15 protein-coding genes and 18 tRNA genes are annotated in these 16,826 nt (G+C 33.4%); 32 read left to right on the top strand and 1 reads right to left on the bottom strand.

Annotation, left to right across the window (positions count from 1 at the left end):
* Positions 1–96: 96 nt before the first annotated feature.
* The 27 genes from LQ682_RS04855 (at position 97) to trmL (ending at position 11,347) form a co-directional block, all read left to right on the top strand.
* A tRNA-Arg gene (locus LQ682_RS04855) sits at positions 97–170 on the top strand.
* 19 nt (positions 171–189) lie between these two features.
* Positions 190–263, top strand: a tRNA-Pro gene (locus LQ682_RS04850).
* Between the two features lie 24 nt (positions 264–287).
* Positions 288–363, top strand: a tRNA-Ala gene (locus LQ682_RS04845).
* A gap of 25 nt (positions 364–388) precedes the next feature.
* A tRNA-Met gene (locus tag LQ682_RS04840) sits at positions 389–462 on the top strand.
* 34 nt (positions 463–496) lie between these two features.
* Positions 497–570 (top strand) — tRNA-Ile (locus LQ682_RS04835).
* Between the two features lie 12 nt (positions 571–582).
* Positions 583–675 (top strand) — tRNA-Ser (locus LQ682_RS04830).
* A gap of 31 nt (positions 676–706) precedes the next feature.
* Positions 707–780 (top strand) — tRNA-Met (locus LQ682_RS04825).
* 12 nt (positions 781–792) lie between these two features.
* Positions 793–868, top strand: a tRNA-Asp gene (locus LQ682_RS04820).
* 20 nt (positions 869–888) lie between these two features.
* Positions 889–961 (top strand) — tRNA-Phe (locus LQ682_RS04815).
* A gap of 15 nt (positions 962–976) precedes the next feature.
* A tRNA-Thr gene (locus tag LQ682_RS04810) sits at positions 977–1,052 on the top strand.
* Positions 1,053–1,058: 6 nt separating this feature from the next.
* A tRNA-Tyr gene (locus tag LQ682_RS04805) sits at positions 1,059–1,142 on the top strand.
* Positions 1,143–1,153: 11 nt separating this feature from the next.
* Positions 1,154–1,227: transfer RNA gene (locus tag LQ682_RS04800), tRNA-Trp, on the top strand.
* Positions 1,228–1,229: 2 nt separating this feature from the next.
* Positions 1,230–1,302, top strand: a tRNA-His gene (locus LQ682_RS04795).
* Positions 1,303–1,316: 14 nt separating this feature from the next.
* A tRNA-Gln gene (locus tag LQ682_RS04790) sits at positions 1,317–1,388 on the top strand.
* A gap of 6 nt (positions 1,389–1,394) precedes the next feature.
* Positions 1,395–1,469: transfer RNA gene (locus tag LQ682_RS04785), tRNA-Cys, on the top strand.
* Positions 1,470–1,481: 12 nt separating this feature from the next.
* Positions 1,482–1,556, top strand: a tRNA-Gly gene (locus tag LQ682_RS04780).
* 34 nt (positions 1,557–1,590) lie between these two features.
* Positions 1,591–1,665, top strand: a tRNA-Gly gene (locus LQ682_RS04775).
* Between the two features lie 43 nt (positions 1,666–1,708).
* Positions 1,709–1,793: transfer RNA gene (locus tag LQ682_RS04770), tRNA-Leu, on the top strand.
* Between the two features lie 142 nt (positions 1,794–1,935).
* Complete coding sequence (locus LQ682_RS04765; RefSeq protein ID WP_103269521.1) at positions 1,936–2,988, top strand: PTS sugar transporter subunit IIC; 1,053 nt, start codon at positions 1,936–1,938, stop codon at positions 2,986–2,988.
* A 221-nt stretch (positions 2,989–3,209) separates the two neighbouring features.
* Positions 3,210–4,196: a D-2-hydroxyacid dehydrogenase gene (locus LQ682_RS04760; RefSeq protein ID WP_239723944.1), complete on the top strand. Its 987-nt coding sequence runs from the start codon at positions 3,210–3,212 to the stop codon at positions 4,194–4,196.
* Between the two features lie 114 nt (positions 4,197–4,310).
* Complete coding sequence (locus LQ682_RS04755; protein WP_016999952.1) at positions 4,311–5,774, top strand: ABC transporter substrate-binding protein/permease; 1,464 nt, start codon at positions 4,311–4,313, stop codon at positions 5,772–5,774.
* On the top strand, positions 5,767–6,492 hold the full coding sequence (locus tag LQ682_RS04750) for an amino acid ABC transporter ATP-binding protein (RefSeq protein ID WP_016999953.1): 726 nt from the start codon (positions 5,767–5,769) through the stop codon (positions 6,490–6,492). The genes LQ682_RS04755 and LQ682_RS04750 overlap by 8 nt, the downstream gene beginning before the upstream one ends.
* 26 nt (positions 6,493–6,518) lie before the next feature.
* Positions 6,519–7,550 (top strand): N-acetyl-gamma-glutamyl-phosphate reductase, encoded by a 1,032-nt coding sequence (argC, locus tag LQ682_RS04745; protein ID WP_103269523.1) that lies wholly within the window; start codon positions 6,519–6,521, stop codon positions 7,548–7,550.
* A gap of 14 nt (positions 7,551–7,564) precedes the next feature.
* Entirely contained in the window at positions 7,565–8,803 is a 1,239-nt protein-coding gene (gene argJ / locus LQ682_RS04740; RefSeq protein WP_103269524.1) for a bifunctional glutamate N-acetyltransferase/amino-acid acetyltransferase ArgJ, read from the top strand.
* Positions 8,804–8,818: 15 nt separating this feature from the next.
* Positions 8,819–9,580, top strand: coding sequence for an acetylglutamate kinase (gene argB, locus LQ682_RS04735; RefSeq protein ID WP_016999955.1), 762 nt, complete (start codon positions 8,819–8,821; stop codon positions 9,578–9,580).
* Between the two features lie 162 nt (positions 9,581–9,742).
* On the top strand, positions 9,743–10,870 hold the full coding sequence (gene queG / locus LQ682_RS04730) for a tRNA epoxyqueuosine(34) reductase QueG (protein WP_147641105.1): 1,128 nt from the start codon (positions 9,743–9,745) through the stop codon (positions 10,868–10,870).
* Positions 10,871–10,873: 3 nt separating this feature from the next.
* Entirely contained in the window at positions 10,874–11,347 is a 474-nt protein-coding gene (gene trmL / locus LQ682_RS04725; RefSeq protein WP_016999957.1) for a tRNA (uridine(34)/cytosine(34)/5-carboxymethylaminomethyluridine(34)-2'-O)-methyltransferase TrmL, read from the top strand.
* 27 nt (positions 11,348–11,374) lie between these two features.
* On the opposite strand, the gene LQ682_RS04720 is transcribed toward trmL, so the two are convergent.
* Entirely contained in the window at positions 11,375–11,515 is a 141-nt protein-coding gene (locus tag LQ682_RS04720) for a hypothetical protein (RefSeq protein WP_016999958.1), read from the bottom strand.
* An 87-nt stretch (positions 11,516–11,602) separates the two neighbouring features.
* Here LQ682_RS04720 and nagA point away from each other — a divergent pair, with 87 nt between their 5' ends.
* The 5 genes from nagA (at position 11,603) to LQ682_RS04695 (ending at position 16,810) form a co-directional block, all read left to right on the top strand.
* A complete protein-coding gene (nagA, locus tag LQ682_RS04715) occupies positions 11,603–12,757 on the top strand; it encodes an N-acetylglucosamine-6-phosphate deacetylase (protein WP_103269526.1) in 1,155 nt (384 codons plus the stop codon).
* A gap of 44 nt (positions 12,758–12,801) precedes the next feature.
* The gene (locus tag LQ682_RS04710; protein ID WP_103269527.1) at positions 12,802–13,401 is read left to right on the top strand and encodes a 6-phosphogluconolactonase; all 600 of its coding nucleotides are present in this window, start codon (positions 12,802–12,804) and stop codon (positions 13,399–13,401) included.
* A 13-nt stretch (positions 13,402–13,414) separates the two neighbouring features.
* Positions 13,415–13,552: an SAS053 family DNA gyrase inhibitor gene (locus tag LQ682_RS04705; protein ID WP_016999961.1), complete on the top strand. Its 138-nt coding sequence runs from the start codon at positions 13,415–13,417 to the stop codon at positions 13,550–13,552.
* 259 nt (positions 13,553–13,811) lie between these two features.
* Positions 13,812–15,200, top strand: coding sequence for a class II fumarate hydratase (fumC, locus tag LQ682_RS04700; RefSeq protein WP_103269528.1), 1,389 nt, complete (start codon positions 13,812–13,814; stop codon positions 15,198–15,200).
* Between the two features lie 83 nt (positions 15,201–15,283).
* A complete protein-coding gene (locus LQ682_RS04695) occupies positions 15,284–16,810 on the top strand; it encodes a Ppx/GppA family phosphatase (RefSeq protein ID WP_103269529.1) in 1,527 nt (508 codons plus the stop codon).
* Positions 16,811–16,826: the final 16 nt, after the last annotated feature.

Genomic DNA, 16,826 nt, shown 5'->3' with positions numbered 1-16,826 from the left:
CGGGGTGGCGGAACTGGCAGACGCACAGGACTTAAAATCCTGCGATAAGTGATTATCGTACCGGTTCGATTCCGGTCCTCGGCACCATTTTAATATGCGCCCGTAGCTCAATTGGATAGAGCGTTTGACTACGGATCAAGAGGCTAGGGGTTCGACTCCTCTCGGGCGCGTAATGACCAGTTAAGGTTACGGGAAGTAGCTCAGCTTGGTAGAGCACTTGGTTTGGGACCAAGGGGTCGCAGGTTCGAATCCTGTCTTCCCGACTCTTTAAAAGTTATATATTAAATGGGGGCTTAGCTCAGATGGGAGAGCGCCTGCTTTGCACGCAGGAGGTCAGCGGTTCGATCCCGCTAGTCTCCACCATTTAAAATTAATACATTACCATTATGGCGGCGTAGCTCAGCTGGCTAGAGCGTACGGTTCATACCCGTGAGGTCGGGGGTTCGATCCCCTCTGCCGCCATTAAAATTAAATATGTCATACATATTTTGATTTTGGACCTTTAGCTCAGTTGGTCAGAGCAAACGGCTCATAACCGTTGGGTCGCAGGTTCGAGTCCTGCAAGGTCCATACTTATATAGTGGAGGAATACCCAAGTTCGGCTGAAGGGATCGGTCTTGAAAACCGACAGGGGCTTAACGGCTCGCGGGGGTTCGAATCCCTCTTCCTCCGCCATTATATTTGTACACTAATTATTTATTATTAAAGCGGGATGGAGCAGTTCGGTAGCTCGTCGGGCTCATAACCCGAAGGTCGGTGGTTCAAATCCGCCTCCCGCAATTATTATTTTTAGGTCCCGTGGTGTAGCGGTTAACATGCCTGCCTGTCACGCAGGAGATCGCGGGTTCGATTCCCGTCGGGACCGCCATTTTTAAAAATTTAATGTATGGCTCAGTAGCTCAGTCGGTAGAGCAAAGGACTGAAAATCCTTGTGTCGGCGGTTCGATTCCGTCCTGAGCCATCTTTTAAAGTTTAAGCCGGCCTAGCTCAACTGGTAGAGCAACTGACTTGTAATCAGTAGGTTGGGGGTTCAAGTCCTCTGGCCGGCACCATCTATCGGAGGGATAGCGAAGTGGCTAAACGCGGCGGACTGTAAATCCGCTCCTTCGGGTTCGGCAGTTCGAATCTGCCTCCCTCCACCATTATTATTTATAGGGGTATAGTTCAACGGTAGAATAGAGGTCTCCAAAACCTTTGGTGTGGGTTCGATTCCTACTACCCCTGCCATGGCGGTTGTGGCGAAGTGGTTAACGCATCGGATTGTGGTTCCGACATTCGTGGGTTCGATTCCCATCAGCCGCCCTTATTTTTATTAATGGGCTATAGCCAAGCGGTAAGGCAACGGACTTTGACTCCGTCACTCGCTGGTTCGAATCCAGCTAGCCCAGTTGTTTGGCGGCATAGCCAAGTGGTAAGGCCGAGGTCTGCAAAACCTCTATTCACCGGTTCAAATCCGGTTGCCGCCTCCATTAATAAATATTGCGGGAGTATTTCAACTCTTAGAATACATTCCTTCCTGGAATGAGATATAGGTGCAAATCCTATCTTCCGCTCCAATTCCATTTTTCCTAAATGATTAATTATTAAAATGCGGGAGTATTTCAACTTTTAGAATACATTCCTTCCCGGAATGAGATATAGGTGCAAATCCTATCTTCCGCTCCATTATTTCTTCCATAGGGAAGATTTTTTTATAGGATAAAGTTATGCCGGCGTGGTGGAATTGGCAGACACGCGGGACTCAAAATCCCGTGTCCATTGCGGACGTGTCGGTTCGAGCCCGACCGCCGGTACTATATTGAAAGCCATAAACTTAGGTTTATGGCTTTTTTATTTTATATAATATTAAGAAGTTTAGGATAAATGTGAAAATACGATTGTTTAAAAAGATAAAGTCCTATATCATTAATACATATTTACATCTGGAGGAATACTATGGACAAACATTTCACTGCAAAAGAATTTTTTTCTAATATTTTAAATGGTATTGGTGTTGGTATCGTTATTGCTTTAATACCAAATGCTATTCTTGGCGTACTTTTTACATACTTAGCACAGTTTCATCCTATATTAGAAATGTTTAACCAAGCTTTACTGTTAATGCAGTTTGGTATGAGCTTTATAATAGGAGTGATTGTAGCAAATCAATTTAAATTCCAAGCTACTGATGCTGTTATGATTGGAGCTGCAGGATTGATTGGATCAGGTGCTGTTAAAATAGAGAATGGTACATATACATTTGCAAGTATTGGGGATGTAGTAAATTTAATCGTTGTATTGGTAATAAGTTGTTTCTTAATGATTAAATTAAAAGGAAAATTTGGTTCATTAGATATGCTTATATTACCAATTTTAGTTTCTGTTGTGAGTGGATTTATTGGCATGTTAACTTTGCCTTATGTAAGTACTGTAACTAAAGGTATTGGCAATTTAATTGGTCATTTTTCTACTTTAAATCCATTATTAATGTGTATCTTAATAGCAATTACATACTCTTTATTAATGGTAACACCTATTTCCTTAGTTGCTATTGCTACTGCTGTAGGATTAGAAGGTTTGAGCTCTGGCGCAGGTAATATGGGTATTGTAGCAGCTTGTATGACGTTCTTAATAGGATCATGGAAAGTTAATAATAGAGGCACAAATATTGTATTGATTGTTGGTGCAGCAAAACTAATGATACCAGTTTATTTCAAACATCCTATAATTGCAGTACCGTTACTGTTTAATGGATTAATTTGTGGACTATTAACTTACTTTGTTGGAATTAAAGGAACACCAATGTCTACAGGTTTTGGCTACACAGGTTTTGTCGGACCAGCTAATGCTATAAAATATATGGACGGACAGTTTATAGTTAACGTATTATTATTGTTATTAGCATACTTCATTATACCTTTAATAAGTGCATACATTATACACACACTATGTTTGAAAGTATTACCAAAATATCAAAAAAATATATTTGCTTTTAATAATAAAGCATAGAGAGAGGGCCAGAAACCTCATTTTGTTAAATAAGATTTCGTAGTCCATTTTTGAGCTAAGGATTTATGTCCTTGGCTTTTATTTATGTAAAAAAGAATAAGCCCTAAAACTACATATTATATTCTGAATAGTAAGAATATATTGAAAAATAGATTGTTTGTTTCTTTGTTTTCTTGTACAATTAATGATTATTCACAATATTGCATATTGAAAGGAAGTAAATGATGAAAATAAAATTATTTGATATAAGAGAAGACGAGAAAAATTTTGCTTATAACTGGGGGAAAGTGAATAATCATGAAATAGTATGTGTTGAAGAACATTTAACTTTAGATAATGTATCTTCATTAAAAGCATTTGATGCTATTAGTACTCAACAACTACATAAATATGATGATGATATATATGAGGCACTTAATAAGGTAGGAATTAAGCAAATAGCTGGCCGAACTGCAGGTTTTGATATGTTCAATAAAGAAGAAGCAGCTAAACATGATATTAAAATTACTAATATACCAGCATATAGTCCTAATGCCATAGCAGAGTTTGCGGTATGTAGAGCATTAGAATTAGTTCGTAACATTAATAAAATACATAAACGTGTTACTAATCAAGATTTTACATGGGATGAAAATGTTATTGCTAATGAATTAAGAAGTATGACCATACTTGTTATTGGAGTAGGTCGAATAGGAAAAGTTTCAGCTCAATTATTCAATGGATTTGGTGCAAAGGTTATAGGTTATGACCCTTATGACCAAAGTTGTGATAATGTTGAATTTTTTGATGACTTAAAAGAAGCTATATCTAAAGCGGACCTTATAACTCTGCATGTTCCTGCTAATGATGAAACAATGCATATGATCGATGAAGAAACGATAAGTTATATGAAAAATGGTGCATATTTAGTGAATACTTCAAGAGGTATTACAGTTGATACTAAAGCCTTATTGAAAGGATTAAATGAAGGAAAAATACATAGCGCTGCTTTAGATGTATATGAACATGAATTTGATTATTTTGCATATGATTATTCAAATAAATCTATTGAAGATGAAATATTAAAAGATTTATTGTCGCGTGATGATGTGTTAATTTCACCCCATATAGCATTTTATACAAAAACAGCTGTTCAGAATATGGTTGAGATATCACTTGATAGCGCACTTGAAGTAATAAACACAGGGAAAAGCTTAAACGAAATATAATGATAATCAAGTATGAGTGTTTGAACATTCATACTATTTTTTAAAAAACACTGTTGCATAAAATTACAATAATGCGTATAATAATGAATATTATTAATTCAGGAGGTTGGAACTGTGAAAAGAAATGTATTATTAAAAATTGTCTTCACCATCATTTGTTTATCACTTATGATTCCAAACATTAGTATAAGCCAAGCTAATGCAGCACAAACGGATCAATGGGAGAAAGCAAAAGAACGTGGAGAATTAAGAGTAGGATTATCAGCTGATTATGCACCATATGAATTCGAACATACTAAGGATGGTAATCGAGAATATGCCGGGATTGATATCGAGCTCGCTAAAAAAATAGCAAAAGATAACGATATAGAATTAAAAATTGTGAATATGCAATTTGATAGTTTACTCGGCGCATTAAAAACTGGAAAAATCGATATGATTATTTCTGGTATGGCACCAACTCCTGAAAGAAAAAAAGAAGTAGATTTTTCGGATTATTATATGGAAGTCAAACAAAGGATGATTGTCCAGAAAAAAGATAAAGACAAATTAAAAACGGTCGATGATTTTAAAGGTAAAATGATTGGTGTTCAAAAGCAAACGACTCAAGAAGAACTTGCAAAAACTGAAATGCCTGAATCACAACTTAGCTCTCTTACTAGGGTACCCGAAGTTATCATGTCACTTAATTCTGGAAAAATAGACGGAATGATTATAGAAGGTCCAGTTGCAGACGCTTATCTAGAGAAAAATCCTAATTTAACTTATTCTGATGTTGAATTTTCTGATGCCGATAAAACAACCGCGATTGCTTTACCGAAAAACTCGCCAGAATTAATGGATAGAGTAAACAAAAGCGTAAAAGATGTGAGAGATAATAATTTGATAAAGGATTATCAAGACAAAGCAACAGAAGCTATGTTTGATGATGGTTCATTCTTTAGTAAGTATGGTTCTTATTTCTTACATGGTATCGGTATTACAATTCTATTATCTTTCTTAGGTGTAGTAGCAGGTGCAATTATTGGTTGCGTATTAGCACTAATGAAATTAGGTAATAGCAAAATACTTAAGTCTATCGCTTCAGTGTACATAGAATTTATTAGAGGTACACCTTTACTTGTACAAGTATTTCTAGTGTACTTCGGTACAACCGCAGTACTCGGACTCGATTTATCAGCACTTATTTGCGGTATTATCGCATTAATCATTAATTGTAGTGCTTATATTGCAGAGATAATAAGAGCAGGTATTAATGCTGTAGATAATGGACAAATGGAAGCAGCTAGGTCATTAGGATTAAATAGAACTCAAGCGATGAAGCAAGTAATTATGCCACAAGCTATTAAAAATATTTTACCTGCTTTAGGTAATGAATTTGTAACTGTTATTAAAGAATCATCAATTGTATCTGTAATAGGTGTAAGCGAACTGATGTTTAATGCACAAGTAGTACAAGGTGCTTCGTTCGATCCATTTACACCGTTACTAGTCGCAGCGGTATTATACTTCATATTAACCTTTACATTATCAAGAGTAATGTATTTCGCTGAAAGGAGGTTCAGTGTAAGTGATTAAAGTTAACGATTTACACAAAACATTTGGAAAAAACGAAGTATTAAAAGGCATTAATTTAAATATTAAACAAGGTGAAGTTGTTGCTATTATTGGACCTTCAGGAAGCGGTAAAAGTACGCTTTTAAGATGTTTGAACTTATTAGAAGAACCAACCTCAGGACAGATATTATTTAAAAATAATGATTTAACGAATGCTAAAGGGACAAAGTTAGACCAATTAAGACAAAAAATGGGGATGGTTTTCCAAGGATTTAATTTATTCCCACATAAAAAAGTAATAGAAAACGTCACTTTAACACCATTAACATTAAAAAAAGGAAGCAAAAAAGAATTAGATGACCAAGCCATCCAATTATTAAATAAAGTTGGACTAGAAGATAAATATAATGTTTACCCGTCTAAACTATCAGGCGGACAAAAACAACGTGTTGCAATAGCACGTGCGCTTGCAATGAATCCTCAAGTTATATTATTTGATGAACCAACTTCGGCATTAGACCCCGAAGTTGTAGGTGAAGTATTGAGTGTTATGAAAGATTTGGCTAAAGAAGGTATGACTATGGTAGTGGTGACGCACGAAATGGGATTTGCTAAAAATGTAAGTGATCACGTTATATTTATGGACGAAGGAATAGTACAAGAAGAAGGCACTCCCGAACAAATATTTGATAATCCTCAAAATGATAGAACAAAACAATTTTTGTCAAAAGTTTTATAATACAAATATAAAAAAGAGGTGTCGTAATGATTGAAATTGGAATTGTCGGCGGAAGTGGATACGGAGCAGTGGAATTAATTAGATTATTAAATCAACATAAAGAAGTTGAAATTAAATATATATTTTCACATTCTAAATCAGGAGAAGCGATAAAAAACACGTATCCTCATTTACAAAACAGTATTCAGGCAGAATTCTCAAGCTTAGATGTAAAAGATGTAGAATGTGATTTAATATTTTTTGCAACTCCCTCAAATGTTAGTAAACATTTTATCCCTGACTTAATCGAAAGAGACATTAAAGTAATTGATTTATCAGGTGATTTTAGATTAAAAGATCCAAATGTATATAAATCATTTTATGGAGAACAACCAGCCAAACAATCTATATTGAATCAAGCATTTTACAGTTTACCCGAATGGTCAGAGGTAAATGAAAATAACCAAATTATCGCAAACCCCGGCTGTTTTCCTACATCTATTTTATTAGCATTACATCCGCTAATAACTGATGAGTTAATTAAACTTGATTCTATTATTATTGATGCAAAGACTGGTGTATCAGGAGCTGGTCGAAGTTTAAGTCAAAATGTTCATTATGGTGAAATGAATGAAAATTTATCAGCATATAAATTAGGTGGACATAAACATATACCAGAGATAGAACAATATCTCACGAATCTTTCTAATACCGAAGTTAATGTAACTTTCACACCACACCTTGTGCCAATGACAAGAGGTATATTATCAACCATTTATATTGATTTAACAAAAGATTACACAGAAGAAAGTCTACATGCTTTATACAAAGATATGTATAAAGATAAGCCTTTTGTAAGGATTAGAGATTTAGGAGATTTTCCCAAAACTAAAGAAGTTCTTGGGAGTAACTATTGTGATATAGGAATTTATGTAGATGAAAAACGAAATAAAGCTATTATTGTTTCAGTAATTGATAACCTTGTAAAAGGTGCTAGTGGACAAGCAATTCAAAATTTAAATAAACTATATAACTTTGATGAGATGGAAGGTTTAGATTTATTACCAATATACCCATAGAGTGGAGGAATTTGATGATTGAAGAAACTAAGCAAGTTATAGACTCTGAAATAACGATTTTGCAAGACGGGGATGTCGCATCTCCTAATGGTTACACAGCAGGTGGAATACATGTTGGATTACGTCGAGCAAAGAAAGATTTTGGTTGGTTATATTCATCAAATCCTGCTCAATGCGCAGCAGTATATACTCAAAATGCGTTTAAAGCTGCACCTTTACAAGTTACACAAGCAAGTTTAAATGTTTCAAAACAATTATCAGCAGTGGTTATTAACTCAGCAATAGCTAATGCTTGTACAGGTGAACGTGGTTTAAGGGATGCAATACAAACAAAAAAATGGATTTCTGAAAAACTTCAACTTCCAGAACATGAAATAGCTGTCGCATCTACAGGTTTAATCGGAGAATTTTTACCTATGGATAAAATTAAATACGGCGTTGAACATATAGATATTGAAGGTGCAACTTGTTCTAAAGATTTTAATGAATCTATTTTAACAACTGATAAAGAAACGAAGCATATCGCTGTTCAAGTAACCATAGATGGTGAAGTTATAACTGTAGGTGGATCTAGTAAAGGTTCAGGGATGATAAATCCTAATATGGCGACAATGTTAGGGTTTATGACGACAGATGCTAACGTACAAGCTGAGGATTTAGAGGACATATTAAAGCCTACAGTAGATGATACCTTTAACATGATTACTGTAGATGGTGACACGAGTACAAACGATATGGTGTTACTTCTAGCTAATGGAATGGTAGGTAAACAACAGTTAACTAAAGAACATCCTGAATGGCATAAATTTGTTGAAGCGGTTCGCTATGTTTGTGAGCATCTTGCAAAAAGCATTGCCCAAGATGGTGAAGGTGCTACAAAACTAATAAAAGTTGAAGTTGAAGGTGCAATTTCAAAAGAAAAAAATAATGCTATAGCCAAAACAATCGTTGGCTCTAGTTTAGTTAAAACAGCTATTCATGGTGGCGACCCTAATTTCGGAAGATTTATAACAGCAATTGGATATGCAGACAATACAATTTCACCAAATAATGTGGACGTGTGGCTTTGTGATCATTTGATTGTGAAACAAGGTATGCCAGTTCCATTTGATGCATTAGACCTTAAAGCAAATATGGAACAGGACACTATTGTTATTAAAGCTAAAGTTGGTAACGGCTTATTTAAATCTACAGCATTTGGTTGTGATTTATCATACGAATATGTGCGTATTAATGCTTTATATAGCACCTAATAAGGAGTTTTTAAAATGAAGTATGCAGTAATTAAAATAGGCGGTAGCATATTAAGTGACCTTTGCGATACGATTATAGAAGATATACATGCTTTAAGAAAAGATAATTACACACCTATTATTGTTCATGGTGGAGGACCATTTATTAAAAAACAGCTCAATAGATTAGGGGTTGAAAGTAAGTTTTTAGATGGTTTACGTGTTACTGATGAACAAACTTTGCTTCAAACTGTAAATACATTGATAGGTGAAGTCAATCCAAAAATTGTACATCAAGTGAACCGTAAAGAAACATTAGCTATAGGATTAAACGGAATAGATCTTAACTTATTTGAGATTGAACCTATAAATGAAAAGTATGGATACGTTGCAGAATGTCTCTCAGTAAACAAACCAGTTTTAGCAGATATATGTAAGTTAGCTATACCTGTAATAGCACCGATTGGTATTAATCATGAAAATGGTCAAAAATATAATATTAATGCAGATAGTTTAGCATATAAAATAGCGAGCGAAATGAATGCAGATTTATTTTTAGTAAGTGATATTCCTGGTGTATTAATAGAGGATGAAGTTAAATCTGAATTAAGCATACAAGAAATTAATACTTATATTGAAACTACTGAAATATATGGAGGCATGATACCAAAGGTGAGTGGTGCTGTATCGGCTATTAAAGATGGATGTAGTAGTGTTAAAATTATTCCAGGCACAGTTAAACACGCTTTAATAAATAGTTCTAATTCAAATTCAATTGGTACTACAATTATTTCTTAAGTTATTTACTACAAAAAAATTAAAAATAAATGCTAAAATAAGTCCAAGACATAAATATTTGTCTCGGACTTATTTTTAATTTTGTTTCATAAAAGATATGCAATTTTTAAGAATTAAATATGTTAAAATATATAGGCATGTTTGATAGTGAGGTGAGTAAATTTGAATTTAGATCAATTAAAACAAGAAGTGATAGATTATGCGCATTCAATAGGAATAGATAGCATTGGGTTTACAACTGCAGATCCTTTTGATGAGTTAAAAAAGAAACTAGCAGATTACCATAACAAAGGTTATGCTTCTGGGTTTGAAGAAAGTGATATAGCTTTAAGAACAGAACCAAAATTATCACTGCCTTCAGCACGTTCGATTATCGCTATCGCAGTAGGTTATCCTAACAAATTAAAAGGCGCTCCAAAAAGTGTGCGTGGTGATAGAAGAGGTATGTTTGCGAGAGCTTCTTGGGGACAAGACTATCATACAATTATGAGAAATCGATTAGATAAACTTGGAGAATTTTTAAAAGAAAAAGTACCAGATGTTGAAATCCAATCAATGGTAGATACAGGTGTATTATCTGACAGAGCTGTTGCTGAAAGAGCGGGACTTGGTTTTGCAGGTAAAAATGGTTTCATAATTAATGAGGATTTAGGGACTTGGACTTATTTAGGAGAAATGCTTGTGAGCATTCCGTTTAAGCCCGATGATCCAGTGATAGATAGTTGCGGAGATTGTAATATATGTGTAGACAGATGTCCTACAGGTGCACTAGTAGGTAATGGTCAATTAAACAGTCAAAAATGTATAAGCTTCTTAACACAGACTAAAGGATACTTAAAGGACGAGTATCGATATAAGATAGGAAATCGTCTTTATGGCTGTGATACATGCCAACAAGTGTGCCCAAGAAATAGAGGTATAAACACTCAACATGATGATATCGTGCTAGAACCTGAAATTTTGAAGCCGAGATTAGTACCGTTATTAAAGATGTCTAATAAAGAATTTAAAAATACTTATGGACATATAGCTGGTGCATGGAGAGGTAAGAAGCCTATTCAAAGAAATGCGATTGTTGCATTGGTACATTTTAACGAAGAAAGTGCTATACCTGAATTGAAAGATGTTGCTTTAACAGACCCTAGACCAATGATTAGAGCTACTGCTTATTGGGCGATTGGCCAAATTCAAGGGGAAGAGGCAAGAACCTTTATTATGTCGCATTATGAACATGAAATTGAAGAAGTACAAGAAGAAATGATTAAAGGATTAGAAATGAGGAGACAATAAATTATGACGAACCACGTAGTTTTATATCAACCAGAAATACCAGCTAATACAGGAAACATTGCACGTAGTTGTGCTGCTACAGACACACATTTACATTTAATTAAACCATTAGGATTTAGCACTGACGATAAGATGTTGAGAAGAGCAGGATTAGATTATTGGAAATTCGTTAACATCACTTATTACGATAGCATTGAAGAGTTTTTTGAAAAAACAGAAGGTGGTCACTATTATTTATTAACTAAATTCGGTACACAGCCGCATACTGATTTTGATTACAGCAATACTGATGAAGATCATTACTTTGTGTTTGGTAGAGAAACAAGTGGTTTACCTGATTGGGTTAAAGAAAAATATAAAGAAACAGCTTTAAGAATACCTATGAATGATAATGTAAGAGCTTTAAATCTATCTAATACAGCAGCTATATTAATTTATGAAGCATTAAGACAACAAGATTATCCAAATTTAAAATAAAAAAAACTGAGGCCGTAGGGGTCTCAGTTATTGATTATTTTGTTTTAAAGATTCAAGCTCTTTGTTTAAATCTTCTTCTTTAAGTCCATAGTCTTTAGAATCACGACCAGCTGTTAACATTGAAGTAAGAAACGCTACACCAACCATGCAGATTAGTAATGTATTCATTTAATTAGCCCCCCAGTAATGTTATGTTATCTTTATTATATACGAATTAGGTGAATATTTAAATATAATTTTTAAGGAGACTTTAAAATGGGACATTATATTTTAGATAATGCAGTAATTTATACTGAACAAGGAAAAATAGAAAATGGTTATATTGAAATACAGGATGGATATATACAAGATATACAAGAAGGTTCATATAGCGGCAATTTAGAAGTTGTTGATGTAAATGGTCAACATATTATTCCAGGCTTTATTGACATACATATACACGGGGGATATGGTCAGGATGCAATGGATGCAACACCGGAAACATTGAATATACTATCTGAAAATCTTTTATCAGAAGGAACAACAAGTTTCTTAGCGACTACAATGACACAATCATCAGAAGCAATTAATAAAGCGTTAAAAAATGTAGCAGAGTATAAGCCTTTAGATGATAAACGCGCAGAAATATTAGGAGTACATTTAGAAGGTCCATTTATTTCTGAGCATAAAGTTGGTGCGCAAAATCCTAAATATGTAGCAAGACCTTCAGTTGCAAAGTTTGAAGCATTTCAATCAGTAGCTAAAGATAAAATAAAAATTATAACAATAGCTCCGGAAGTAGAAGGTGCTAAAGAAACAATACAGGCACTTAATGATAAAGTGATTTTTTCTGCTGGTCATACGATTACGGATTATGATGGTATAGAAGAAGCAGTTGATAATGGCTTACAGCATATTACTCATTTATATAATGCTCAAACTACATTTACTCACAGAGAGCCGGGCGTTTTTGGAGCTGCATTGACAGATGAAAGGTTAACGACAGAAGTTATTGTAGACGGTGTACATTCACATCCAGCGTCCGTTAAATTAGCTTATTTATCGAAAGGCAACAAAAATTTCTGCGTGATTACTGATGCAATGAGAGCAAAAGGTATGAAAGATGGAGAATATGATTTAGGTGGACAAAATGTTCACGTGAAAGATCATGAGGCGCGATTAGAAAATGGTTCATTAGCTGGAAGTATTTTACTCATGAATAAAGGATTGAAAAATTTGATGAACTACGCAAATATCCCGTTAGAAGAAGCTTGGAGAACAACTAGTTTAAATCAAGCTATACGATTAAACGTAGAAGATAGGCTAGGTTCAATCAAAAAAGGTAAACAAGCAGACCTTGTTATAGTTGATTCAGAAATAAATGTTTTAACAACGATTAAAAAAGGGTATATTATAGATAATGAACAATGATTATTGACATGATAATAGATAAGTTGAAATGAGGAGTGGAGAAAATGGCTTTAAATTTTAAAGTATTCGAAACAAAAAGTATAGCTGCACGTTATGCCGCTGATATTGTACGTAAACAATTTAATGGTGACAGTACATCAGTAGTAGGCGTACATCTAAATGACGAAAACACAACATTTTTTGATGAGTTATTCGATAATGTAAAAAAGAGTCCAGTTAATTTTAGTCAAATTCATGTTTTAGATTTTGACGATAAAGAAGACTATTACACTGAATTAGGTGTTCCTAGTAAGCAAGTCATAAAAACTGATGTTGGTGGCGATGTTGAATCAGTGATTAAAGATAAAGTAAATACTGATAAGAAGAAAAATAAATTAATGTTAAATGTTTTAACATTAACTGACGATAGTAGAATCGGTTTAGATTATGATTCTTCGATACATCCTGCTCGCGAAGTCGTATTACTTGTTACGGGTAAAGAAAAAGCTAAAGCAGTAAAACAATTATATGAAGAACCTGCTAATGGTTCTGTTGATTCAGCAAAATTAAAACAACATAGAATGGTTACTGTTGTACTAGATAATGAAGCGGCGCAAGGTCTACCTGAAGATGTAAGATCTTACTTCTCAATTCAATTTTCGTAAGAAGGTGAACAATTTGGATAAACACATTGATCATAATGAAAATGAAGAAGAAAATGAAATGGTTCAAGATTTAGAAGACGTCAAAGAACTAGGTAAAGAGATGGAACAAATCTCTGAACAAAATGACGAAGAAAAAGAAGAAGAAAAATAATTTAGTGTTGATATATCTTCAAACATTTCAAAAAAGGATTTATGCATGAGAACTTAGTGCGTAAATTCTTTTTTTATTTTAAAAATATCAAATATCAAAATCTTTATTTGTAAAAAATTGAATTATGCACTTTTACGATTGTATATTGTTTACAAATTTGAATTATCAGACTACTAACAGTTTTATTCATTATATTTATAGGCTATAATAAAGGTGAAGTTAAATTGATTTAAACATGTAATAAAGGGGAGTAATGTAAATGGATTACAGAATTGAACATGATACTTTTGGTGAAATAAAAGTACCGAGTGACAAGTTTTGGAAAGCACAAACACAAAGAAGTAAACAAAATTTCCCAGTTGGTAAGGAACAAATGCCAATTGAAGTAATATACGGATTCGCTCATTTGAAAAGAGCGGCAGCTATTGCTAATCATGAACTAGGTAAGCTATCAGATGATAAGAAAGATGCTATCGTATATGCTACTGATGAAATTTTAAAAGGTAACTTAGATGAACATTTTCCATTAGTTGTATGGCAAACAGGTAGTGGTACACAAAGTAATATGAACGTTAACGAAGTTGTTAGTTACGTTGCAAACAACTATTTAGAAGAAAAAGGTTCAGAGGAAAATGTACATCCAAATGACCACGTCAACATGTCTCAAAGTTCGAATGATACATATCCAACTGCGATGCATGTGGCATTATATCATGAAATAGAATCAAAATTATTACCTGCATTAAGTAAGTTAAGAGATACATTTAAAGAGAAAGAAACTTCTTTCGAAGACATTATTAAAATAGGTAGAACGCATCTTCAAGATGCAACACCATTAACTTTAGGACAAGAAGTAAGCGGTTGGAGATACATGTTGGATAAATGTGAATCTTTATTAAATGAATCTAAAGGTCAGCTACTTAACTTAGCAATAGGCGGTACAGCAGTAGGTACTGGTATAAATGCTCATCCTGAATTTGGAGATAAAGTTGCGAAACAAATTGCTGAACAATTAGGTTATCCATTTGTTTCTTCTGAAAATAAATTCCATGCTTTAACAGCTCATGATGAAGTTGTTTATGTACATGGTGCACTTAAAGCATTAGCTAGTGATTTAATGAAGATAGCGAATGATGTAAGATGGTTATCTTCAGGTCCTAGAGCAGGTCTAGCGGAAATTTCAATCCCTGAAAACGAACCTGGATCTTCAATTATGCCGGGTAAAGTAAACCCAACGCAATGTGAAATGCTAACAATGGTATCAGTTCAGGTAATGGGTAACGATACTACGGTTGGAATAGCAGCATCACAAGGTAATTTTGAATTAAACGTATTCAAACCTGTAATATTATACAATACATTACAATCAATTTATTTATTAGCAGATGGTATGGAAACATTCAATGATAACTGTGCAATAGGTATTGAGCCTATTGATGAAAATATTGATAAATATTTAAATCAATCATTAATGTTAGTTACTGCTTTAAATCCACATATTGGATATGAAAATGCAGCTTCAATAGCTAAAAATGCTCATAAAAATGGTTTAACATTGAAAGAATCTGCAGTACAGTCTGGTCTATTAACAGAAGAACAATTTGACGAATGGATCAAACCAGAAGACATGATAAGCTCTAAAGAATAATAGCAGCTATTAGAAATATAAAGAAGTCAAAAAGGTGCTATAGGCACCTTTTTGCATATCAAAAGATACACTCGGAGGTATATATGAAGAGAATAGGTTTAATTGACATCGGTTCAAATACTATTAGACTCGTTATTTTTGAATGTTCAGATGAAACAGGATTAAATGAATTACAAAACATTAAAACCCCAGCTAGATTAAGTCAATATTTAACAGAAGATAAAGTTATGACTGAAGAAGGTATCGAAATATTAAGTGAAACATTATATAGTTTCAAAAAAGTTGCTATGAAGTTCAATGTAGATGAATTAGTTCCTGCAGCCACTGCAGCTGTTAGACAATCGAATAATTTAAATGAGATTAAAGAAAAAGTAAAAACTAAAACAGGTTTAGATATAGAAGTCATTCCTGATGAAGATGAAGCATTTTATGGTTTCTTTGCAGCTACTCATACGCTTAATATTCAAAATGGAATCACCGTAGATATCGGTGGTGGTTCAACAGAAATTACACATTTTGAAAATAAAAAACTAATGAATGCAGTAAGTTTCCCATTTGGAGTTGTAACGCTACAAAAAATGTTCTTTGAAGGAAAAAATCATAACGATAAGAACGCTATAAAAAAATGTGAAAAATATGTTAAAGATCAATTTGAATCAGAAAAATGGATTAAAAATAAAGAATTACCAATTATAGGTATCGGTGGTTCTGCACGAAATAATGCGAGAATTCATCAATCTTTACATAATTATCCGATAGCAGGTGTTCATGGTTATGACATGAATAAAAAAGGTTTAGAAGAAGTGTTTGATGTATTGAAAAAATCAGACAAAAACGATTTGAAAGATTTAGATGGATTAAGTAGAGATAGAGTAGATATTATTATGCCAAGTTCAATTGTATTTAATACATTATTCGAGGTTGTAGATGCAACAGAATTTAGTTTCTCTAGAAAAGGTTTAAGAGAAGGACTTGTTATGACCATATTAAAAGAAGATTTTTCCAAAGCTTTTAATAAAGATAATGTGGCCACTGATGCACTTAAATATTTAGCAAATGAGTACAATATTAATCCTTCTAATGGACGACAACGGGTAAAACTTGCAGAAACTCTACTAAATAAAGTAATGGAAATAAATGATATTACTATTTCTGAAAGTGATAAATCATTATTTAAAGATGCTGCTTATTTATACTATTTAGGTTCATTTATTGATGCAGATTCCAGTTCTCAACACACATATTATATAATCGCAAATAGTAGTATCAATGGATTGTCACATAAAGAGAGAGTGAAATTAGCTTTATTAGCAAGTTTTAAAAATAAAACTTTATTAAAATTTTATGCAAAAGAAACTAATTGGTTCAAAACTAATGAGATAGATCAAATACAGAAGCTAGGCGGTTTAATTAAATTTGCTCATGCACTTAATGTATCAAATACAGACTGTGTTGATTCATTAACATTGACAGAATCTAAAGATGAATATGTACTAGAAGTACAATATGTAACAGATCCAATAGCGGAGCAATATCAATCTGAAAGACAGAAGAAACATATAGAAAAATTATTACCAAAAAAACTTAATATAAAATTTACTCAAGATTAATGTTTATACGTTTTAA

Origin of the sequence: Mammaliicoccus sp. A-M4 (assembly GCF_022386955.1) — a bacterium.
Classification (GTDB): Bacteria; Bacillota; Bacilli; order Staphylococcales; family Staphylococcaceae; genus Mammaliicoccus; species Mammaliicoccus lentus.
This window is presented reverse-complemented; position numbering and strand designations above follow the sequence as displayed.